18 protein-coding genes and 2 tRNA genes are annotated in these 19800 nt (G+C 71.9%); 10 read left to right on the top strand and 10 right to left on the bottom strand.

Annotated features, from left to right (window positions below; genetic code table 11):
* Nucleotides 1-130 precede the first annotated feature (130 nt).
* Nucleotides 131-652 (bottom strand): NUDIX hydrolase, encoded by a 522-nt coding sequence (locus ACZ4V6_RS13285; RefSeq protein WP_467826095.1) that lies wholly within the window; start codon nt 650-652, stop codon nt 131-133.
* Nucleotides 649-2091, bottom strand: coding sequence for a zinc-dependent metalloprotease (locus ACZ4V6_RS13280; protein WP_467826092.1), 1443 nt, complete (start codon nt 2089-2091; stop codon nt 649-651). Before ACZ4V6_RS13280 ends, ACZ4V6_RS13285 begins: the two co-directional genes overlap by 4 nt.
* Nucleotides 2092-2284: 193 nt before the next feature.
* On the opposite strand from ACZ4V6_RS13280, the gene ACZ4V6_RS13275 reads away from it, so the two are divergent.
* The 4 genes from ACZ4V6_RS13275 to ACZ4V6_RS13260 all read left to right on the top strand — a co-directional run bounded on the left by ACZ4V6_RS13275 (nt 2285) and on the right by ACZ4V6_RS13260 (nt 5392).
* Nucleotides 2285-3406, top strand: a complete 1122-nt coding sequence (locus ACZ4V6_RS13275) for an SDR family oxidoreductase (RefSeq protein ID WP_467826090.1) — start codon at nt 2285-2287, stop codon at nt 3404-3406.
* Nucleotides 3407-3504: 98 nt separating this feature from the next.
* Nucleotides 3505-3966 carry a molybdenum cofactor biosynthesis protein MoaE gene (locus ACZ4V6_RS13270; RefSeq protein WP_467826089.1) on the top strand — a complete coding sequence of 154 codons (462 nt, stop codon included), beginning with the start codon at nt 3505-3507 and terminating at the stop codon, nt 3964-3966.
* 116 nt (nt 3967-4082) lie between these two features.
* On the top strand, nt 4083-4247 hold the full coding sequence (locus ACZ4V6_RS13265; RefSeq protein WP_467826087.1) for a hypothetical protein: 165 nt from the start codon (nt 4083-4085) through the stop codon (nt 4245-4247).
* Between the two features lie 50 nt (nt 4248-4297).
* On the top strand, nt 4298-5392 hold the full coding sequence (locus tag ACZ4V6_RS13260; protein WP_467826084.1) for a YlbL family protein: 1095 nt from the start codon (nt 4298-4300) through the stop codon (nt 5390-5392).
* Between the two features lie 102 nt (nt 5393-5494).
* On the opposite strand, the gene ACZ4V6_RS13255 is transcribed toward ACZ4V6_RS13260, so the two are convergent.
* The gene (locus tag ACZ4V6_RS13255; protein WP_467826083.1) at nt 5495-6037 is read right to left on the bottom strand and encodes a PPA1309 family protein; all 543 of its coding nucleotides are present in this window, start codon (nt 6035-6037) and stop codon (nt 5495-5497) included.
* Nucleotides 6038-6200: 163 nt separating this feature from the next.
* On the opposite strand from ACZ4V6_RS13255, the gene ACZ4V6_RS13250 reads away from it, so the two are divergent.
* The 4 genes from ACZ4V6_RS13250 (at nt 6201) to ACZ4V6_RS13235 (ending at nt 11583) form a co-directional block, all read left to right on the top strand.
* The gene (locus ACZ4V6_RS13250) at nt 6201-9173 is read left to right on the top strand and encodes a UPF0182 family membrane protein (protein ID WP_467826489.1); all 2973 of its coding nucleotides are present in this window, start codon (nt 6201-6203) and stop codon (nt 9171-9173) included.
* 48 nt (nt 9174-9221) lie between these two features.
* Nucleotides 9222-9295, top strand: a tRNA-Met gene (locus ACZ4V6_RS13245).
* 238 nt (nt 9296-9533) lie between these two features.
* Nucleotides 9534-11402, top strand: a complete 1869-nt coding sequence (locus tag ACZ4V6_RS13240; protein ID WP_467826081.1) for a tetratricopeptide repeat protein — start codon at nt 9534-9536, stop codon at nt 11400-11402.
* A gap of 107 nt (nt 11403-11509) precedes the next feature.
* A tRNA-Met gene (locus ACZ4V6_RS13235) sits at nt 11510-11583 on the top strand.
* A gap of 132 nt (nt 11584-11715) precedes the next feature.
* Here ACZ4V6_RS13235 and ACZ4V6_RS13230 read toward each other — a convergent pair.
* Entirely contained in the window at nt 11716-12132 is a 417-nt protein-coding gene (locus tag ACZ4V6_RS13230; protein WP_351014050.1) for a Fur family transcriptional regulator, read from the bottom strand.
* Between the two features lie 143 nt (nt 12133-12275).
* Between ACZ4V6_RS13230 and ACZ4V6_RS13225 the strand changes: the two genes are divergently transcribed.
* Entirely contained in the window at nt 12276-13727 is a 1452-nt protein-coding gene (locus ACZ4V6_RS13225; protein WP_467826078.1) for a catalase, read from the top strand.
* 100 nt (nt 13728-13827) lie between these two features.
* On the opposite strand, the gene ACZ4V6_RS13220 is transcribed toward ACZ4V6_RS13225, so the two are convergent.
* Nucleotides 13828-14235 (bottom strand): CBS domain-containing protein, encoded by a 408-nt coding sequence (locus ACZ4V6_RS13220; RefSeq protein WP_467826076.1) that lies wholly within the window; start codon nt 14233-14235, stop codon nt 13828-13830.
* Nucleotides 14236-14379: 144 nt separating this feature from the next.
* Complete coding sequence (gene hisN / locus ACZ4V6_RS13215) at nt 14380-15180, bottom strand: histidinol-phosphatase (RefSeq protein WP_467826074.1); 801 nt, start codon at nt 15178-15180, stop codon at nt 14380-14382.
* Between the two features lie 293 nt (nt 15181-15473).
* On the opposite strand from hisN, the gene ACZ4V6_RS13210 reads away from it, so the two are divergent.
* Entirely contained in the window at nt 15474-16085 is a 612-nt protein-coding gene (locus tag ACZ4V6_RS13210) for a TetR/AcrR family transcriptional regulator (RefSeq protein ID WP_467826072.1), read from the top strand.
* Between the two features lie 12 nt (nt 16086-16097).
* Here ACZ4V6_RS13210 and ACZ4V6_RS13205 read toward each other — a convergent pair whose 3' ends face one another.
* From ACZ4V6_RS13205 to ACZ4V6_RS13190, 4 genes are all read right to left on the bottom strand, one after another.
* Complete coding sequence (locus ACZ4V6_RS13205) at nt 16098-16421, bottom strand: DMT family transporter (RefSeq protein ID WP_030145926.1); 324 nt, start codon at nt 16419-16421, stop codon at nt 16098-16100.
* A 126-nt stretch (nt 16422-16547) separates the two neighbouring features.
* Nucleotides 16548-17561, bottom strand: a complete 1014-nt coding sequence (gene rsgA / locus ACZ4V6_RS13200; protein ID WP_467826069.1) for a ribosome small subunit-dependent GTPase A — start codon at nt 17559-17561, stop codon at nt 16548-16550.
* A 12-nt stretch (nt 17562-17573) separates the two neighbouring features.
* A complete protein-coding gene (gene aroA, locus ACZ4V6_RS13195) occupies nt 17574-18890 on the bottom strand; it encodes a 3-phosphoshikimate 1-carboxyvinyltransferase (RefSeq protein WP_467826068.1) in 1317 nt (438 codons plus the stop codon).
* 142 nt (nt 18891-19032) lie between these two features.
* Nucleotides 19033-19755: a M50 family metallopeptidase gene (locus tag ACZ4V6_RS13190; RefSeq protein ID WP_467826066.1), complete on the bottom strand. Its 723-nt coding sequence runs from the start codon at nt 19753-19755 to the stop codon at nt 19033-19035.
* Nucleotides 19756-19800 lie beyond the last annotated feature (45 nt).

The following is a 19800-nucleotide window of genomic DNA, read 5'->3' as shown; positions in this document are numbered from 1 at the left end:
GCGGGCCGTGCTTCCGGCCGCGGACCGCGTGTGGCCGGCAGCGCGGTTCCCCCCGCCCCTCGCGGAGCGCCGCCCCACCGCAGGACGGCGTGAGGGACGATCCGGACGACGGTCGCCCCTCGCCCGGCCCTCAGGCCGGAAGCCTCGCGCGCGCGGCCTCCAGCAACCGCACGACCGACTCGTCGGCCACGTCCGCGACCTCGGTGTACGGGAACCAGCGCAGGTCGAGGGACTCGTCGCTGATCGCCTCCACGGCCCCCTCCGGAGCCACCGCCGCGTACTGGACGTCCAGGTGCCAGGCGCAGGGCGTGTGGTGGCGGTCCAGCCGCACGGGGCCGCCGGGCAGCAGCGTCAGCCCGGCGATGCCCGACTCCTCCGTGCCCTCGCGCAGGGCGGCGCGCGCCAGCGTCTCGTCGACCGGCTCGCAGTGGCCGCCCATCTGCAGCCACATGCGCAGCTTCCTGTGCAGGGTGAGCAGCACCCGCTCGCGCGACGGATCGATCACCAGGGCGCTCGCCGTGATGTGCCCGTCCGCGCAGGCCTTCCACATCCCGTCCGGATGGGCGGCGAGATGGTCCAGGTAGACCTGACGCAGCTCGTCCTGGCCCTCGTGGCCCTTGAGGACCAGGACCGCGTCGTCGTGGAGGCTCACTCGGCGTCGTCGTCCTTGCCGTCGGCCCCGTCCCGGCCCTTCTCGTCCTTCCTCAGGTCGGTCCTGCCCGCCGCCTCGCCGAGCATCTTGTCCAGCTCGGAGAAGTCCATCTGCTCGCGGTGCACGAAGCCGTCCGGGTCGTCCAGGTCGGTGGCGGTCGGCAGCATGTCCGGGTGGGCCCACAGGGCGTCCCGGCCGTCCACACCGCGCGCGTCCGTCACGGACGCCCACAGGCGCGAGGCGTCCCGCAGGCGGCGCGGGCGCAGCTCCAGGCCGATCAGGGTGGCGAACGTCTGCTCCGCCGGACCGCCCGAGGCGCGACGGCGGCGCAGGGTCTCGCGCAGCGCGTCCGCGGAGGACAGGCGCGGCTTGGCGGCGGCGTGCACCACCGCGTCCACCCAGCCCTCGACGAGCGCCAGGGCCGTCTCCAGACGGGCCAGGGCGGCCTTCTGCTCCGGGGTGTCCTCCGGCTGGAACATGCCCTGCTGGAGGGCCTCCTGCAGCTGCTCGGGGTTCTGCGGGTCGAACTGGCCGACCACGTCCTCCAGCTTGGCCGTGTCGACCTTGATCCCGCGGGCGTAGCCGTCGACCGCGCCGAACAGGTGCGAGCGCAGCCACGGCACGTGCGCGAACAGGCGCTGGTGGGCGGCCTCGCGCAGGGCGAGGTACAGCCGCACCTCCTCCTGGGGGACGCCGAGGTCCTTGCCGAACGCCTCGATGTTCACCGGCAGCAGCGCGGCCTTGCCGGCCGGGCCGAGCGGCAGGCCCACGTCGGTCGAGCCGACGACCTCGCCGGCGAGCACGCCGACGGCCTGCCCGATCTGGGTGCCGAACATGGCGCCGCCCATGGAGCGCATCATGCCGATCAGCGGGCCGGCCATGGCCTGCATCTCCTCCGGCAGCACGTCGCCCATGGCGGTGCCGACGCGTTCGGCGACCGGGTCGACGAGCTCACGCCAGGCGGGCAGGGTCGCCTCGACCCACTCCGCGCGGCTCCAGGCCACCGCGGAGCCCGCGCCGGAGGGCAGGGCGGTCGCGTCGTCCAGCCACAGGTCCGCCAGGCGGACGGCCTCCTGGACGGCGCTGCGCTCGGCGGGGCCGACGCTCGCGTCCTTCGTGCCGTCCGGGGTGCCCTGGGCGACCGTCTGGCGGGCGATCTGCTTGGCCATGTCCCAGTTCACCGGGCCGCCCTCGTAGGAGAGCATCTGGCCGAGCTGCTGGAACGCGGCGCCCAGGTCGGTGGGGTTCATGGAGCCGAACATGGCAGCGAACGGATTGTCCGCACCGGGGCCGCCAAAGCCTCCGGCTCCGGTCATCCCGAAACCGAACGGGTTGGCCGGTCCCTGACCACCGCCGCTCTGCTGGTCCTTCTTCTTGCCCTCGTCGCCGTCGTCCGGCTCCTCCGGCGGAAGGCCGAATCCGAATGGGGTGTCACTCACGGGGTTCCTCGGCTGGTAAGGCCGCCGGTTCTTTCCGGCGGCACGGCTGCCCGACATTCACCACCCAGCGTAGACACCCGGGGCGGTTCGGGCCTCGGTGCTTCGCCGGCTGACGGCCTGCGGCAGGATGGATGCCACCTGGTACGTACGCGTCGCTCGCGCCCGTACTGAAGACAACCGCTGGAGACGCCCGGTGAGTTCCCCAGATCCGCAGGTTCGCGCAGCGCGAAACCAGTCAACCAGTTCCCCCGCCTCCGGCGCGCGCGGACCCGTCGTCGCGGTCACCGGTGCCGCCTCCGGCATCGGGGCCCTGCTCACGGCGCGGCTGGCCGCGTCCGACGAGGTCAGACAGGTCGTGGCCATCGACGAGCGGCGCGGCGAGTGCGCCGAGGCGCGCTGGCAGGTCCTGGACGTGCGGGATCCGGCCATCGCCGAGAAACTGCGCGGCGCGGACGTCGTGGTGCACCTGGCGCTGGACCTCGACCTGGAGACCGACGCGGCCGCCCGGACGGCCTACAACGTCCGGGGGACGCAGACCGTTCTGACCGCCGCCGCGGCGGCCGGGGTGCACCGCGTCGTGCTGTGCACCTCCGCGATGGTCTACGGCGCGCTGCCGGACAACGAGCTGCCGCTGTCCGAGGACTCCGAGCTGCGGGCCACGGCCGAGGCCACCGGGGTCGGGGACCTGCTGGAGATCGAACGCCTCGCGCGCCGGGCCCCGCGCGCCCATCCGGGCCTGAACGTGACCGTCGTCCGCCCCGCGGTGCTGGTCGGGGGCATGGACACCGCGCTGACCAGGTACTTCGAGTCGCCCCGGCTGCTCGTGGTGGCCGGGTCGCGGCCGGCCTGGCAGTTCTGCCACGTCGACGACCTGTGCAGCGCCCTCGAGTACGCCGTCCTGGAGAAGGCCGACGGAGAGCTGGCCGTCGGGTGCGACGGTTGGCTGGAGCAGGAGGAGGTCGAGGAGCTCAGCGGGATCCGGCGGATGGAACTGCCGTCGGCCGTCGCCCTCGGCGCCGCGGCCCGCCTGCACCGGATCGGCCTGACGCCCTCACCGGCCGGCGACCTGGCCTACACGATGTACCCCTGGGTGGTGAGCGGCAGCCGGCTGCACGACGCCGGGTGGCGGCCCAAGTACACCAACGAGGAGGTCCTCGCCCAGCTGCTGGAGGAGGCCGCGGGGCGGCGCACGGTCGCCGGGCGGCGCCTGGGGCGCAAGGACGCGACGGCGGCCGGGGCGGCGGGCGCGACGGTCGCCCTGCTGGGCGCGGCGGCGGTGGTGCGGCGGGCACGGAAGGCCCGGCGGCGGATCTGAGGCGGACGCCGTCCTGTAGGAGGCTCCAAGGCGGTACGCGCGCGTGCCGGGCGATGACGCTATTCCGCGCCGTGCGCGCCGTGGGGCACGATGGGCGTATGGCATCCACGAACGACCACCCCGGTGAGCAGGTCGCGCCGGACCCCGTCAAGCTGATCGGCATCCGGGAGACGCCCCTCTCCCTGGACGAGGTCTTCCGGGCCGTCGGGGACGACGCGGCCGGGGGGACCGCGCTGTTCGTCGGGACCGTGCGGAACCACGACGGGGGCACCGACGTCGACCGGCTCGGCTACTCCTGCCACCCCAGCGCCGAGGCCGAGATGCGGCGGATCGCCGAGAAGGTCGCCGCCGAGTACCCCGTACGGGCGCTCGCCGCCGTGCACCGTGTGGGGGACCTGGAGGTCGGGGACCTCGCCGTGGTCGTCGCCGTCTCCTGCCCGCACCGGGGCGAGGCCTTCGACGCCTGCCGGAAGCTCATCGACGACCTCAAGCACGAAGTGCCCATCTGGAAGCACCAGACCTTCTCCGACGGAACCGAGGAATGGGTCGGCGCCTGCTGAGGCCGCCCCTCCTGATTCCGGTTGCGTAACCGGCCCCCCGGCGTGAGCGTTGTCACGGCGGATGGTTAATCTGCTGATCAGTCATTCGCGGAACTCGTAGGGGTCGGGAGGTCGGTATGGCGGCGCTCGCCTGGTTGCTGATTCCGCTGGTGGCTGCGGTAGCCGCGGGTCTGTGGGGAAGCTGGGCCAACCGCACCCGCAAGATCCGGAGCGACGGCCCGGAGCTCGACGGGTACGCCCGGTTCCGCGAGGCGATGGAGAGGTCCCGCACCGGGGCCTGACGGCACCGCCCTGACGGTGCTCCGACAGCCGCGTCCCGTAATGTCGTCCCATGCCACGCCGCACCGCGACGATGCTCGCCTCCACCCTGATGCTGATCGCGCTCCTGTGCGCGGGTGTGTTCATCCCCGTGCCCTACTCGGAGATGTCGCCGGGGCCGACGGTGAACACCCTCGGGGACCACGACGGCGAGCCGGTGCTGCAGATCTCCGGGCACAGGACGTACGAGACGAGCGGTCACCTGAACATGACCACCGTCCGGGTCACCAGCGCCGACTACCGGATGAACCTCGTGGAGGCCGTCTACGGGTGGTTCTCGCACGACAACCGCGTGGTGCCGCACGACACGCTCTACCCGGACGGCAAGACCGAGGAGCAGGCCACCCAGGAGAACGCCGAGGAGTTCAGCCAGTCCCAGGAGAGCGCCAAGGTCGCTGCCCTCAAGGCGCTGGACATCCCGGTGAAGTCCTGGGTGATCGTCTCCACGGTCGTCAAGGGCTCCCCGGCACAGGGCAGGCTCCACGCCGGTGACGTGATCCGAGCGGTGGACGGCACCACGGTCGAGGAGCCCGGCGACGTCGCCGACCTGGTGACCAAGCACAAGCCCGGTCAGGACGTCGTCTTCACCATCGTGCCCGCCAAGGAGCAGGCCGCCGCGGAGAAGGAGGGCCGGACGCCCACGAAGACCGAGGACGTGACGATCACCACCGCGACCTCCGACGACGCCGGCGAGAAGCGTGCCATCGTCGGGATCAGCGCCGGGACGGACCACACGTTCCCGTTCTCCATCGACATCAAGCTCGCCGACGTCGGCGGGCCCAGCGCCGGCCTGATGTTCGCGCTCGGCATCTACGACAAGCTCACGCCGGGCAGCCTCACCGGCGGCACGTTCGTCGCCGGCACCGGGACGATCGACGACGCCGGCAAGGTCGGTCCGATCGGCGGCATCGGGATGAAGACCATCGGCGCGCGGGAGAAGGGCGCCCGGTACTTCCTGACGCCCGCCGACAACTGCGCGGCCGCCGCCGACGACACCCCGGACGGACTCACCCTCGTGAAGGTGAACACCATCGACGACGCCCTCGGCGCCCTCGACGACATCCGCTCCGGCAAGATCGCCGACCTGCCGAGGTGCACGGCCGGATAGACGGCGCACGGCCGGACGGGCGGCGCGCGGTCGGCCGGGCGGCGCGCGGTCGGCCGGACGGCGCCCCGGGCAGTCCGACGGGCTGCCCGGGACCGTCCGGGACTACTCCTCGAAGGTCGCCGTCAGCGCCTCGGCCAGACCGGGCACCAGGTCGGAACCCGTGAGGACCTCGGTGGCGGAGTCCTTCTCCCGCAGCCGCAGGGCCGACTCGCGGGCGCCGTCGCGCAGCACCGCGACCGTCATGCGGACCTCCTGGCGGTCCGGGTGCTCCGCCACCCACTGCGTCAGCTTCGCCCCGTCCAGGTCCGCCGGCACCTGCGCCTCGGCGGACGGCGGCAGCATCAGGCGCTCCACGGCCAGCGCGCAGCCGACCACGGCGTCGGGCCAGGCGATGGTTCCGAGGAACTCGTCCAGCGGCTGGTCCGCCGGAATCTCGTCCTGCTCGATCGGGGTGAGGCCGGAGCTCTCCGTCTCCTCCTGCAGACCGAGCCGGTCCGCGAGCGTGGGCTGGTCGGCCCGCAGGCGTGCGGTGTCGACAAGGGCGAAGAGGCGCGCGGGCTGGTCCCAGCCGAGGCCGGAGACGTACTCGTCGATCTCGAGCACGGCCCGGGTGAGGGGGCTCGCTGCCATGGGGGTGTTGGACATGGTCACAATCCTGCCTCGTTCCTGGGCCGAATCGGGAACCGAGTAAACGATGAGTAAGTTGCATAGGTGTGGGCCCACCGTCACGGGGGCGCACGGGGGGCCCGCGAACCCGAGGGCCTGACGGAACAACAGCGACTTCGAGGTGCGCACCTTGGCTTTCCAGATGCCGGACCGAGGCGGAGGCCCGACGGGGCCACGGATCAGAGTGGGCCGCCCGTCCCGGCGCGTCCGCACCCTGCTGATGACGCTTGGCGTCCTCGCCGTGCTCGGCATGGCGTTCACCATGTTCGCGGGCTTCTGGACGGACTGGCTGTGGTACCGGTCGGTCCATTACTCGTCGGTCTTCACGACGACGCTGTGGACGAAGATCGGTCTGTTCTTCGTCTTCGGCCTGCTCATGGCCCTCGCCGTCGGATTCAACATCTGGCTGGCCCACCGGTTCCGGCCGCCGCTGAGCGCCATGTCGATGGAGCAGCAGAACCTCGACCGCTACCGGATGGGCATCGCCCCGTACAAGAAGTGGCTGCTGCTCGGCGTCACCGCCCTGGTCGGCCTGATCGCCGGCGCGTCGGCGTCCGGCCAGTGGCGGACGTGGCTGATGTGGGTCAACGGCGTGCCCTTCAACCAGAAGGACCCCCAGTTCAAGCTGGACGTCTCCTTCTACGCCTTCGACCTGCCCTGGTACCGGTTCCTGCTCGGCTTCGGCTTCGCGACCGTGATCATCTCGGTGATCGCCGCCGCACTCACCCACTACCTCTACGGCGGTCTGCGCGTCACCAGCCCGGGAGCGCGCGCCACGGCCGCGGCGACCGGTCACCTGTCGGTGCTCATCGGCGTCTTCGTCGCCCTCAAGGCGGTCGCGTACTGGCTCGACCGGTACGGACTGGCGGTGAAGTCCAGTGACTTCAAGGCGACCGACAACTGGACGGGCCTGAGGTACGTCGACGCCAACGCCTACCTGCCGGCCAAGACGATCCTGTTCTGCATCGCCGTCATCTGCGCGCTGCTGTTCTTCGCCACCCTGTGGCGTCGCACCTGGCAGCTGCCCGTCATCGGCTTCGGCCTGATGGTGCTGTCGGCGATCCTCATCGGCGGTCTGTACCCGGCGCTGGTCCAGAAGTTCGAGGTGCAGCCCAACGAGCAGGCCAAGGAGGCGCCGTACGTCGAGAAGAACCTCGAGGCGACCCGCAAGGCCTACGGCATCGAGGGCACGGAGGTCACCGAGTACGCCGGTGTGAGCAAGACCGAGGACAAGACCGAGCTCCGGGACGACGTCGACGCCACGGCATCGGTCCGGATCATGGACCCGAACATCATCTCGCCCACGTTCCAGCAGCTCCAGCAGATGCGGAACTACTACGCGTTCCCGAACAACCTGGACGTCGACCGCTACTCCAAGGACGGCAAGGACCAGGACACGGTCATCGGTCTGCGCGAGCTGAACCTGGCCGGCATCCCGAAGAAGAACTGGATCAACAACCACTTCCGCTACACCCACGGTTTCGGAGTGGTCGCCGCCAAGGGCACCCAGGTCGACTCCGAGGGGCGTCCCGTCTTCACCGAGTCCGACCTGCCGTCCAAGGGCGACCTCGGCACGTACGAACAGCGGGTCTACTACGGCGAGAAGACCACCACGTACTCCATCGTCGGCGGTCCCCAGAAGGAGATCGACTACTCCGACGACAGCGGTGAGAAGACCACCAGCTACAAGGGCGACGGCGGGGTGGACCTGTCCAGCCCGGTCAACCGCGCCGCGTACGCGGTGGCGTTCAGCGAGCCGCAGATCCTCTACTCCGGAGCCATCGGCGAGGGGTCGAAGATCCTCTACAACCGCACGCCGAAGGAGCGCGTCGAGGCGGTCGCCCCGTGGCTGACCATCGACGGCGACGCCTACCCGGCGGTGGTGGACGGCCGGATCCAGTGGATCGTGGACGCCTACACGACCACGAACGGCTACCCGTACGCCTCCCGCACGACGCTCGGCGACACGACCGCCGACTCGCTGACCGCGCGCAACGACTCGCGCGCGGTGGTGGCCCAGCAGAACCAGGTCAACTACATCCGCAACTCGGTCAAGGCGACCGTCGACGCCTACACGGGCGACGTCAAGCTGTACCAGTGGGACACCCAGGACCCGGTCCTGAAGACCTGGATGAAGGCGTTCCCGAACACGGTCAAGGCCAAGAGCGAGATCTCCGACGCGCTGATGGCCCACCTGCGGTACCCGCAGGACCTGTTCAAGGTCCAGCGCGAGCTGCTCACCCGCTACCACGTGAAGGACGCCACGACGTTCCTCAGCGGCAGCGAGGTGTGGCAGGTGCCGGACGACCCGACCAACAAGTCGGGCGACGCGGTGCCGCCGTACTACCTGAGCATGAAGATGCCCGACCAGAAGCAGCAGGCGTTCTCGCTGACGACGACGTTCACGCCCATCGGACGCGACAACCTCAGCGCGTTCATGGCGGTCGACGCGGAAGCGGGCACGGAGGGCTACGGCAAGATCAGGGTCCTGAAGCTGCAGACCAGCACGACCGTGAACGGACCCAAGCAGGTCCAGAGCCAGTTCAACTCCGAACAGGACATCGCCGAGTCCATCAGGCTGCTGAGAGGCGGCGACTCGGAGGTGGAGTACGGCAACCTGCTGACGGTGCCGCTCGACGGCGGGCTGCTCTACGTGGAGCCGGTCTATGTGCGCGGTGGCGGCCTCAAGTACCCGCTGCTGCGGAAGGTGTTGGTGTCCTACGGCGGCAACACCGCCTTCGAGAACACGCTCGACGAAGCCCTGAACAAGGTCTTCGGTGCGAAGGGTCCGGCCACCGAGCCGCCGGACCAGGGCGACGACACCACCACACCGCCGCCGTCCGCCAATCCCACGGTCCAGGAAGCGCTGAACGACGCCCAGAAGGCGTTCGAAGCCGGTCAGGAAGCCCTCAAGCAGAACGACTGGACGGCGTACGGCAAGGCGCAGAAGGACCTGGAGGACGCCCTCCAGCGGGCCGAGGACGCGCAGGCCCGGGCCGGCCAGAGCGGTGGCGACAAGAACGGCGACGAGGGCAGGGACGACAAGAGCCAGGACGGCAAGACGAGTCCCAGCCCGTCCCCGACCGGCACCGCCGGTGGATCGGGCAGCGGCTGAGCTGGTCAAACGCCACCCCGCGCCGTGATACGGTTGTGAACACAACGGCGCGGGGTGGAGCAGCTCGGTAGCTCGCTGGGCTCATAACCCAGAGGTCGCAGGTTCAAATCCTGTCCCCGCTACTCACGTCGCGAGCCATGTGCGAACGACGACGAAGGCCCGGATCCCGAAAGGGATCCGGGCCTTCGTGATGTGCGAACGCATGTGCCGACGAGGGCGACGGCCGCGCCGAGGGGGGAGTTGGGGCGATCCGTGTTTGACTTGTCTCCCTGTGGGCATGTCGACAAAACGCTGAAGTGACCTCGATGACTGCGGTATACCAGGTGTACCCGGGTTGCGGGTGGTGCGACGATGGACGTTATGGGGGACATGGCAAATCTGTTCGAGACGGGGCGATTTGTGCAGCATTCCGGCCGGGAAGAGGCCGGCGACGAGGCCCAGGAAGCCGCCGACGAGGCCGCCGAGGAGATCCGCCGACGGCTCGCCGCCGAAGCCGGTGACGTCGAGGCGATGAGCGTCCTCGGGGCCATGCTGCTGCGCCGTGGCGATCTCGACGGAGCCGAGTCCCACCTGCGTGCCGCCACCGCCGCCGGTGACCGCGCCGCCGCCAACAACCTGGGCGTCCTGCTGCACCAGCGCGGCTACGCCGACGAGGCCGCCGGATGGTGGCGGATCGCCGCCGTCGCCGGGTCCTGCGCGGCCGCCCACGCGCTGGGGCGGCACTTCCGCGAGCGCGGGGACGAGCCCGCCGCCGAGTACTGGCTCCGCCAGTCCGCCGAGCAGGGACACGTGCTGGGCGCCTACGCGCTCGCCGACCTGCTGGAGCACCGCGGCGACCGCGCCGGCGCCGAGCGGTGGATGCGGGCCGCGGCCGAGCGCGGACACCGGGAGGCCGCGTACCGGCTGGCCCGGACGCTGGACCGGCGCGCGGGGCGGGACCTCGACGGCGACGGCGGTGCCGGTGTCGTGCGCTCCGCGACCGAGCGGCCCGCCCGGACCGAGTGGGCCGGGCGGGCCGAGGGGAGCGAGGAGGCCGAGCAGTGGTACCGGCAGGCCGCCGCGCGCGGACACCGGCGGGCCGCGCTGCACCTCGGCGCGATCCTGGAGCGGCGGGGCGAGCTCAAGGAGGCCGGTCGCTGGTACCTGACGTCCGCCAAGGACGGCGAGCCGCGGGCGGCCTGCGCGCTGGGCTTCCTGCTGCGCGACGCCGGGGACACCGAGAGCGCCGCCGTGTGGTGGCTGCGGGCCGCGCAGGACGGTGACGGCAACGCGGCCAACGCCCTGGGCGCGCTGCACGCCGAGCGCGGCGAGCCGCAGACCGCCGAGCGGTGGTACCGGGCCGCGCTGGACGCCGGGGACGACAACGGCGCCTACAACCTGGGGCTCCTCTGCGCCGAGCAGGGGCGCACGGCGCAGGCCGAGCAGTGGTACCGGCGCGCCGCCTACGCCGGACACCGGGAGGCCGCGAACGCGCTGGCGATCCTGCTGCTGCGGGGCGGGGACGCGGCCGGCGCCGAACCGTGGTTCTCCAAGGCCGCCGAGGCGGGCAGCGTGGACGCCGCCTTCAACCTCGGGATCCTGTACGCCGGACGGGGCGAGGACTCCGCGGCGCTGCGCTGGTACGAGCGGGCCGCCGCCGCGGGGCACACGGAGGCGGCGCTGCAGGTCGGGATGGCGCGGCTGCGCGACGGCGACGAGCCGGAGGCGGAGCGGTTCCTGCGGTGTGCGGCGGGGGGCGGCAGCCCGGAGGCCGCGTACCGCCTGGCCACGCTGCTCGACGCGCGCCGGCCGCCGGCACCCGCGCACGAGCTGGGCGAGTCGGCCCAGGAGAAGACCGAGTGCGAGGAGTGGTACGAGCGGGCGGCCTCGCAGGGGCACCGCCGGGCCCAGGTGCGCGTCGGGATGCTGGCCGCGGCACGGGGAGACGTGGTGGAGGCGGCGCGGTGGTACCGGGAGGCGGCCGAGGCCGGTTCCCGCAACGGGGCGTTCAACCTGGGGCTGCTGCTGGCGCGGGAGGGCAGCGAGCCCGAGGCCGTCGTGTGGTGGCGCCGGGCGGCCGACGCCGGGCACGGACGGGCGGCGCTGCGGCTCGCGCTGGTGTGCGCACGGCGGGGGGAGCTGGACGAGGGGCAGCGGTGGGCCGACCGGGCGGTGTCGCTGGGACCGCGGGAGGTGGCGCAGCGGGCGGCCCGGCTGCGGGACGCGTTGCGGCAGGAACTGTCGGCGTAGCGCCTGCGCCGCACCGGCGCGTGTCCCGGGCGCCGGTACGGGTGCCGGGTGGCGGTGGGGGCGATTTGCCTCATGCCCCGGGGTTGACGTAGTGTTCCATTCATCGACGCGGGGTGGAGCAGCTCGGTAGCTCGCTGGGCTCATAACCCAGAGGTCGCAGGTTCAAATCCTGTCCCCGCTACTGAAGGCCGAGGGCCGGAATCCGAAAGGGTTCCGGCCCTCGGTGCGTTGGGCGCGCGGGGCGTCGGTGTGCCGGCGCAACGCGAGAGCCCCGGCACCCATGGGGGCCGGGGCTCTCGCGTTGCGGGCGGGGCTACGCCGCGGCGCAGTTCGGGCAGGTGCCGCGGTACGTCACCTCGACGTCGGAGACCGTGAAGCCGAAGCGCTCCGTGTCGGGGAGGTCGGCCAGCGGGTTGCCGGTCGGGTGGACGTCGCGGATCGCGCCGCACTGCGCGCAGACCAGGTGGTGGTGCGGCCGGTGCGCGTTCGGGTCGTACCGCTTGGCGCGCTTGTCCGTCGCGACCTCCAGCACCTCGCCGAGCGAGACCAGCTCACCCAGGGTGTTGTAGACGGTCGCCCGGGAGATCTCCGGCAGCTTGGTGACGGCTCTGGCGTGCACCTCGTCGGCGGTCAGATGGACGTGTTCACCGTCGAGGACCTCGGCCACGACGCGTCGCTGCGCGGTCATGCGCCATCCGCGTCCACGCAGCCGTTCCAGTAGGTCACTCATACAGGCCAGCCTAACAGCAAGGGGACCAGGTCCCGAACGGGTGTGACTTTGGAGTCTCACTTGACTTAGACATTGTCCATTGTAGGATCAGGATCGGCATTAGCCAAGGGACAGGTTTTGCAGGGATGGCGCAGGAGGCGTACGTGACTCAGGGACCGCTCACTACGGAGGCCGGTGCTCCGGTAGCCGACAACCAGAACAGCGAGACCGCGGGTGTCGGCGGCCCCGTGCTCGTTCAGGACCAGCTCCTCCTGGAGAAGCTGGCCCACTTCAACCGTGAGCGCATCCCGGAGCGCGTCGTGCACGCCCGCGGCGCCGGCGCCTACGGCACCTTCACGGTCACCGCCGATGTCACCAAGTACACCCGGGCGAAGTTCCTCTCCGAGGTCGGCAAGCAGACGGAGACCTTCCTCCGCTTCTCGACCGTGGCGGGCAACCTGGGCGCGGCGGACGCCGTCCGTGACCCGCGTGGTTTCGCGCTGAAGTTCTACACCGAAGAGGGCAACTACGACCTCGTCGGCAACAACACCCCGGTGTTCTTCATCAGGGACGCCATCAAGTTCCCCGACTTCATCCACACCCAGAAGCGCGACCCGTACACGGGCTCGACGGAGATGGACAACGTCTGGGACTTCTGGAGCCTGTCGCCCGAGTCCACGCACCAGGTGACCTGGCTGTTCGGAGACCGCGGCATCCCGGCGTCGTACCGCCACATGGACGGCTTCGGCTCGCACACCTACCAGTGGAACAACGAGGCGGGCGAGGCCTTCTGGGTCAAGTACCACTTCAAGACCGACCAGGGCATCAAGTGCCTCACGCAGGCCGAGGCCGACAAGCTCGCCGGTGAGGACCCCGACTCCCACCAGCGTGACCTGCGCGAGGCCATCGAGCGCGGCGACTTCCCATCCTGGACCGTCGGCGTGCAGATCATGCCCGTCGCCGAGGCCGCGACGTACCGCTTCAACCCGTTCGACCTGACCAAGGTGTGGCCGCACGCGGACTACCCGATCGTCTGGTTCGGCAAGCTGGAGCTCAACCGCAACCCGGAGAACATCTTCGCCGAGGTCGAGCAGTCGATCTTCTCCCCGGCGCACTTCGTGCCCGGCATCGGCCCGTCCCCGGACAAGATGCTCCAGGGCCGCCTCTTCGCCTACGGCGACGCCCACCGCTACCGCGTCGGCATCAACGCCGACCACCTGCCGGTGAACCGCCCGCACGCCACCGAGGCGCGCACCAACTCCCGTGACGGCTACCTGTACGACGGCCGCCACAAGGGTGCGAAGAACTACGAGCCGAACAGCTTCGGCGGCCCGTTCCAGACGGACAGGGCCCTGTGGCAGCCGATCGCGGTCTCCGGCGTCACCGGCGACCACGAGACCCCGAGGCACGCCGAGGACGACGACTTCGTCCAGGCGGGCAACCTCTACCGGCTGATGACGGACGAGGAGAAGAGCCGCCTGATCGACAACCTGGCCGGCGCCATCTCCAAGGTCTCGCGCGAGGACATCATCGAGCGCGCGGTCAACAACTTCCGTCAGGCCGACGGCGACTTCGGCAAGCGACTGGAGGCCGCGGTCCAGGCCCTGCGCGGCTGACGTCCAGCACTGGACCGCTTGTCGTAGCGGCGGGCCGGATCCCCGGGGACGGGGATCCGGCCCTTCGTCGTGCCGCCCGGTCGCCGCCCGCGGGGCGACGTCAGGCGATCGCCGCCGGTGCCCCGCGCTGCCGCAGCGCGGGCACCCAGCAGCGGATGATGTCGCGGACCGAGACGATGCCCACGGGCTCGTCGCGCTCCAGGACGATGAGGTGGCGGAAGCCGCCGTGCGTCATCGCCCCGGCCGCCTCCTCCAGGGTCCAGGACGGCGCGGCGAACACGACGTCGGTGGTGGTGTGGTCATGGGCGCGTTCGACGTCCGGGTCCTGGCCCCGGCCGAGGGAGTCGAGGACGTCGCGTTCGGTGAGGATGCCGATGCCGCCGGCGTCGGGGTCGTACACCACGGCCGCGCCGACGCGGCGGGCGGACATCAGCGCGGCGGCCTGGCGCAGGGTGTGGGCGGGACCGATGGTGAGGACGACCGTGGTCATGGCTTCGCGGACGAGCATGGGTGGAGCCACCTCCTGCCGGTGATCCATGAGCTGGTTCATGGATTCACAAGTTCACAAGTGGGGGGATCCTCAGAGTGGCAGGCGAAGCGGGGGACAACAAGGGGGCGCGGAGGGCGAGTCGGCGGGCGCGCGGGAGCGGGCTCAGTACCGCTGGTTGAGATATCCGAGCAACTCGTCGTGCAGCCGGCCGTTGGACGCCGCCGCGTTGCCGCTGTGCGGGCCGGGGCGGCCGTCCAGACCGGTGAAGGTGCCGCCGGCCTCCGTGACGATGATGGCGTTCGCGGCCATGTCCCAGAGCGAGAGCTCGGGTTCGGCGCACAGGTCGACCGAGCCCTCGGCGACCATCATGTACGGCCAGAAGTCCCCGTACGCGCGCGTGCGCCACACCTCGCGGGTCAGGTCCAGGAAGCCGTCCAGCCGGCCCTGCTCCTCCCAGCCGCTGAGCGAGGAGTACGCGAAGGAGGCGTCGGAGAGCGCGGAGACCTGGGAGACCCGGAGCCGGGAGGCCGAGGACAGGCTGCGGCCGGTGAAGGCGCCGTGGTCCTTCGCCGCCCACCAGCGGCGGCCGAGGGCCGGGGCGGAGACGAGGCCGACGACGGGCTGGTAGCCGCCCTCGCCCGCCTCCATCAGGGCGATGAGGGTGGCCCAGACCGGGACGCCGCGCACGTAGTTCTTGGTGCCGTCGATCGGGTCGACGACCCAGCGGCGGGGGCCGGTGCCCTCGGTGCCGTACTCCTCGCCGAGGACGGCGTCGCGGGGGCGGGCGCGGGAGAGGTGGCCGCGGATGAGCTCCTCGGCGGCCTTGTCCGCCTCGCTCACCGGGGTCATGTCCGGCTTGGTCTCGACCTTCAGGTCGAGGGCCTTGAAGCGGTCCATCGTGGCGGCGTCGGCGGCGTCCGCGAGGACGTGGGCGAGGCGGAGGTCGTCGAGGTAGTCCGGCATGCGGCCACGGTATCCGGCGGGGGCGGGGCGGGGCCACCAGGGTTTGCGCGGGGCGTCGTGGGGGGGTGGGCCGGTGAGCCGGTGTCCGCGGGGTGCGGGGCGTGTCGGTGCGGGGCGGGAGCGGGTGCGCTGCCCGGCGTGGCGGGGTGCCGCCGCGCCCACCCGCGCCGCCCCGGCGGCACGACTGCCCGCAGCGGGGGAGAGAAGGGGGAGGGGGCTGGTCGCGCGGACCCTTGACAGGTGTGGCACGCCCGTCAAACCTGGGCGCTGAGTCGCTTCGGCCGAGGGAGGCGATGGTGCCTGCAGCCCGGGAGTCCCTGCTCGACGCCGCCTATACGGCGTTGGCGCGTCGGCCGTGGACCGCTGTGCGGATGGTGGACGTGGCGGCGGCGGCCGGGGTGTCGCGGCAGACGCTGTACAACGAGTTCGGGAGCAAGGAGGGCCTCGGCCGGGCGCTCGTCCGCAGGGAGGCGGACGGGTATCTCGCCGGTGTGGAGCGCGCGCTCTCCGCGTTCGGCGACCCGCGTGAACGGCTTACCGCGGCGGCCGAGTGGACGACCTCCGCTGCCGGGGAGAACGCGCTGGTGCGAGCCATGCTCACCGGATGCTGGGGCACGTGGCTGCCCGCCCCGGCGCCGGGGGCCGTACCGTCCTCCTCCACCGTGCGGGCCCAGCGCCGGGCCGACGGCCCGCTGCCCTCGCCCGGCGACTTCGTGGCCCTCGTCCGCGACCGTGCCGTCGCCGCCCTGTCCGGGCCCGGCGTTCCCCGTGCGGAGGCCGCCGACCTCGCCCGCGCCTGCGAACTCACCGTCCGCCTCGCCCTGTCCTGCGTCGCGGCCCCGCCCGGCGAGGGCGGCGTGTCGGAACTCGTCCGCACCGCCCTGCCGCGGCGGTCCACGGCGTGACGGCCGACGGCGTCAGTGGGCCGAGCCGGACAGCTGAAGCCCGATCACGCCGATGATGACGAAGCTGATCGAGACGATCTTCAGCGTGGAGACCAGGTCGCCCAGGAACACCATGCCGTAGATGGCGGTGCCCGCCGCCCCGATCCCGGTCCACACGGCGTACGCCGGGCCGACGTCGAGCTTCTTCAGCGACATCGTCAGCAGGCCGAAGCTGCCCAGCGCGAAGGCGCAGAACGCGATCGTGGGCCAGAGCCGGGTGAAGCCGTGCGACAGCTTCAGACACACGGCGAAGCCGGTTTCGAGCACCCCGGCCACTATGACCAGCAGCCACGCCATGTGTCGTCCTCCCGTGGTCCCCTGCCGTGACCGCTCCGTCGATTCGCCGGCTTTTGCTCAGGCTTGGATCCGACTTGGTGCGATTATGCACTTACCGGTCTCACGGCACGGCAAACAACGCGAACGTCAGTCGCCCTCCGTCCGTTCCCGCGTCGCCAGCAGCCGGCGCAGCGAGTACAGCCGCGCCGGGTCGGCGTGGCCCTCGGCGACCCACGCGTCCAGCGCGCAGTCGGGCTCGTCGTGGCTGCACGCGCGCGGGCAGCCCTCCGTGCCCGGCTCCAGGTCGGGGAAGGCGTGGATCACGCGGGACGGGTCGATGTGGGCGAGCCCGAACGACCGTACGCCCGGGGTGTCGACGACCCAGCCGCCCGTCCGGGAGGACAGCGGCAGGGCGAGGGCCGAGGTCGTCGTGTGCCGGCCGCGCCCCGTCACCGCGTTGACGTGGCCCGTCACCCGGCGGCGCTCCTCGGGCACCAGTGTGTTGACCAGCGTCGTCTTGCCGACGCCGGAGTGGCCGACGAAGGCCGTGATCTTGCCGTCCAGGTGTTCCCGCACGAGGTCGGCCGCGGCGCCGTTCTCCAGCCCCTCGCGGCTGGTGACGACGTACGGGATGTCCAACGCGCCGTACAGGCCGAGCAGTTCGTCGGGCGGGGCGAGGTCCGACTTGGTCATCACCAGCAGGGGGGTGAGGCCGCCGTCGAACGCCGCGACCAGACAGCGGTCGATGAGGCGCGGGCGCGGTTCGGGGTCGGCGAGGGCGGTGACGATGGCGAGCTGGTCGGCGTTGGCGACGACCACACGCTCGTAGGGGTCGTCGTCGTCCGCCGTGCGGCGCAGGACCGAGGTGCGCTCCTCGATGCGGACGATGCGCGCGAGCGTGTCCTTCTTGCCGCTCAGGTCGCCGACCAGCGCCACCCGGTCGCCGACGACCGCCGCCTTGCGGCCCAGTTCGCGTGCCTTCATCGCCGTGACGATCCGGTCCTCGACGAGGCAGGTCAGCCGGCCCCGGTCCACGGTGAGGACCAGGCCCTCGGCGGCGTCCTCGTGTTTGGGCCGGATGTGCGTGCGCGGCCGGTTGCCCTTGCGGTTGGGGCGGGAGCGGATGTCGTCCTCGTCGGTGTGCTTGCCGTAGCGGCGCATGGCGAACGGTCCCTACGCCCCGAGCATCCCGGTCCACAGGTCGGGGAAGTCGGGCAGGGTCTTGGCGGTCGTCGCCACGTTCTCGATCTCCACGCCCTCGACCGCGAGGCCGATGATCGCGCCGGCGGTGGCCATGCGGTGGTCCTCGTAGGTGTGGAAGACCCCGCCGTGCAGGCGGCGCGGACGGATGTGCAGCCCGTCGGCGGTCTCGGTGACGTCACCGCCGAGTTCGTTGATCTCCTTGGTGAGCGCGGCCAGCCGGTCCGTCTCGTGCAGGCGCAGGTGCGCCACCCCGCGCAGGGTCGAGGGGGAGTCCGCCAGGGCCGCGACGGCCGCGATGCCGGGGGTGAGCTCGCCGACCTCGCCGAGGTCCACGTCCACGCCGTGCACGGCGCCCGAGCCGGTGAACACCAGACCGTAGTCGGTCAGTTCGCAGGAACCGCCCATCTCGGTGAAGATCTCGCGCAGCCGGTCACCGGGCTGGGTGGTGCGGGCCGGCCAGTCGGGGATCACCACCTTGCCGCCGGTCACCAGCGCCGCCGCCAGGAACGGCTGGGCGTTGGACAGGTCCGGCTCGATCGTCAGGTCGCGGCCGAGCAGCGCGCCCGGCGTGACCCGCCAGACGTCCGGCTCGCCGCCGGACTCCGGGGTGTCCACCTGGGCGCCGACCGAGCGCAGCATGTCGACGGTCATGCGGATGTGCGGCATGGACGGCAGCGCCGAGCCGGTGTGGCGGACCTCGACGCCCTGGTTGAAGCGCGGACCGGACAGCAGCAGGGCGCTGACGAACTGCGAGGACGAGGACGCGTCGATCTCGACCGGGCCGCCCTCCAGGGCCCCGCCGCCGTGCACCGTCATCGGCAGCGCGCCGCGCTCGTCGTCGTCGATCCGGGCGCCGAGGGCGCGCAGCGCGTCGATCACCCCGTGCAGCGGGCGCTCGTACGAACGGGGATCGCCGTCGAAGCGGACGGGACCGTCGGCGAGCGTGGCGACCGGTGGGAGGAAGCGCATGACCGTGCCGGCGTTGCCGACGTCGACCGTGGCGGGACCGTGCAGACCGGCCGGGATGACCCGCCAGAACTCGCCGGTGCCGTCGGGGCCGACGCCCTCCTCGATCTCGACGCCCATCGCGCGCAGCGCCCCGGCCATCAGCAGGGTGTCGCGGGAGCGCAGCGGACGGCGCAGCCACCCGGGCTCGGAGGCGAGGGCGGCCAGCACCAGGGCGCGGTTGGTGACCGATTTGGACCCGGGCACATGGACGGTCGCGTCGACGGCTCCGCTCGCGTGCGGGGCGGGCCAGAGGGCGGTGTGCGCGGGATTCACGGTCATGGACCCCACTTTAATGGCTGAAGGCGATCGTAGATCTTGATCAAAGGCGGCGAAATACGACCGGAACCCTGCTAAGGGAATTGCCGTGCATATATGTGACGGATCTCGGCCCCGGCGACCGCCGGCGGCCGCCGGGGCCCGTTCAGAGCCCCAGCAGCCAGCGGCCCCCGCCGATCAGCGAGCACAGCGAGACCGCGTGGAACAGGAAGAACCACACCGCCGCCGGCGCGTGGGACAGCCGGGCCAGCTGGTCCGCGTCCGAGTCGCCGGCCCCGCCCCGCGCCCGCTTCGCCTGCAGCTCGAACGCCGGCCGCACCCCGCCCAGCAGCAGGAACCACACCGCCGCGTAGGCGAACGCCGCCTGGACCTGAGGACCGGCCAGCCAGGACGCCAGGAGGAACATCCCGCCGGTCAGCACGACCGTCAGCACGCCGTACGCGTTGCGGACCATCACCAGCAGGGCGATCAGCAGCGCCGTCGCCGCCCACAGCAGCAGCGTGACGCGCCCGGAGGCCAGCAGCGCGGCCCCGCCGAGGCCCAGCAGCGGCGGGGCGGTGTAGCCGGCGACCGCGGTGAGGATCATGCCGAGTCCGTGCGGCCTGCCCCGGCTCAGGGTCAGGCCGCTGGTGTCCGAGTGCAGGGTGATCCCGACCAGCGTCCGGCCGGTGAGCAGGGCCACGAGACCGTGGCCGCCCTCGTGGGCGATGGTGATGGCGTTGCGCGCCGTCCGCCACAGCGGCCGCGGCACGACGACGGCGAGCGCGGCGACCAGGGTGGCGATCACCACCCCGAGCGCCGGCTCGGGCTGGGTGCCGGTGACCTCCTCCCACAGGGAGGCGAGCGAGGCGGATGCGAGGTGGTCCATAAGGGGTGAGGGCTCCTCGTGCGGGCGCGGAGTCTGGCAGTGTGG

It is taken from the genome of Streptomyces sp. NPDC029152, from assembly GCF_055564355.1.
Note: the sequence above shows the minus strand (reverse complement) of the source record. Positions and strands in the feature narration are given on the sequence as shown.

Bases quoted from the DNA above. Each gene is read 5' to 3' on its own strand.
- ACZ4V6_RS13210 (WP_467826072.1), top strand. From the start codon at position 15,474: ATGGTGCCTGCAGCCCGGGAGTCCCTGCTCGACGCCGCCTATACGGCG.
- ACZ4V6_RS13265 (WP_467826087.1), top strand. From the start codon at position 4,083: ATGGCGGCGCTCGCCTGGTTGCTGATTCCGCTGGTGGCTGCGGTAGCC.
- hisN (WP_467826074.1), bottom strand. From the start codon at position 15,180: ATGCCGGACTACCTCGACGACCTCCGCCTCGCCCACGTCCTCGCGGAC.
- ACZ4V6_RS13190 (WP_467826066.1), bottom strand. From the start codon at position 19,755: ATGGACCACCTCGCATCCGCCTCGCTCGCCTCCCTGTGGGAGGAGGTC.
- ACZ4V6_RS13240 (WP_467826081.1), top strand. From the start codon at position 9,534: ATGGGGGACATGGCAAATCTGTTCGAGACGGGGCGATTTGTGCAGCAT.
- ACZ4V6_RS13270 (WP_467826089.1), top strand. From the start codon at position 3,505: ATGGCATCCACGAACGACCACCCCGGTGAGCAGGTCGCGCCGGACCCC.
- ACZ4V6_RS13220 (WP_467826076.1), bottom strand. From the start codon at position 14,235: ATGCTCGTCCGCGAAGCCATGACCACGGTCGTCCTCACCATCGGTCCC.
- ACZ4V6_RS13250 (WP_467826489.1), top strand. From the start codon at position 6,201: ATGCCGGACCGAGGCGGAGGCCCGACGGGGCCACGGATCAGAGTGGGC.
- aroA (WP_467826068.1), bottom strand. From the start codon at position 18,890: ATGACCGTGAATCCCGCGCACACCGCCCTCTGGCCCGCCCCGCACGCG.
- ACZ4V6_RS13230 (WP_351014050.1), bottom strand. From the start codon at position 12,132: ATGAGTGACCTACTGGAACGGCTGCGTGGACGCGGATGGCGCATGACC.
- ACZ4V6_RS13260 (WP_467826084.1), top strand. From the start codon at position 4,298: ATGCCACGCCGCACCGCGACGATGCTCGCCTCCACCCTGATGCTGATC.
- ACZ4V6_RS13205 (WP_030145926.1), bottom strand. From the start codon at position 16,421: ATGGCGTGGCTGCTGGTCATAGTGGCCGGGGTGCTCGAAACCGGCTTC.
- ACZ4V6_RS13255 (WP_467826083.1), bottom strand. From the start codon at position 6,037: ATGTCCAACACCCCCATGGCAGCGAGCCCCCTCACCCGGGCCGTGCTC.
- rsgA (WP_467826069.1), bottom strand. From the start codon at position 17,561: ATGCGCCGCTACGGCAAGCACACCGACGAGGACGACATCCGCTCCCGC.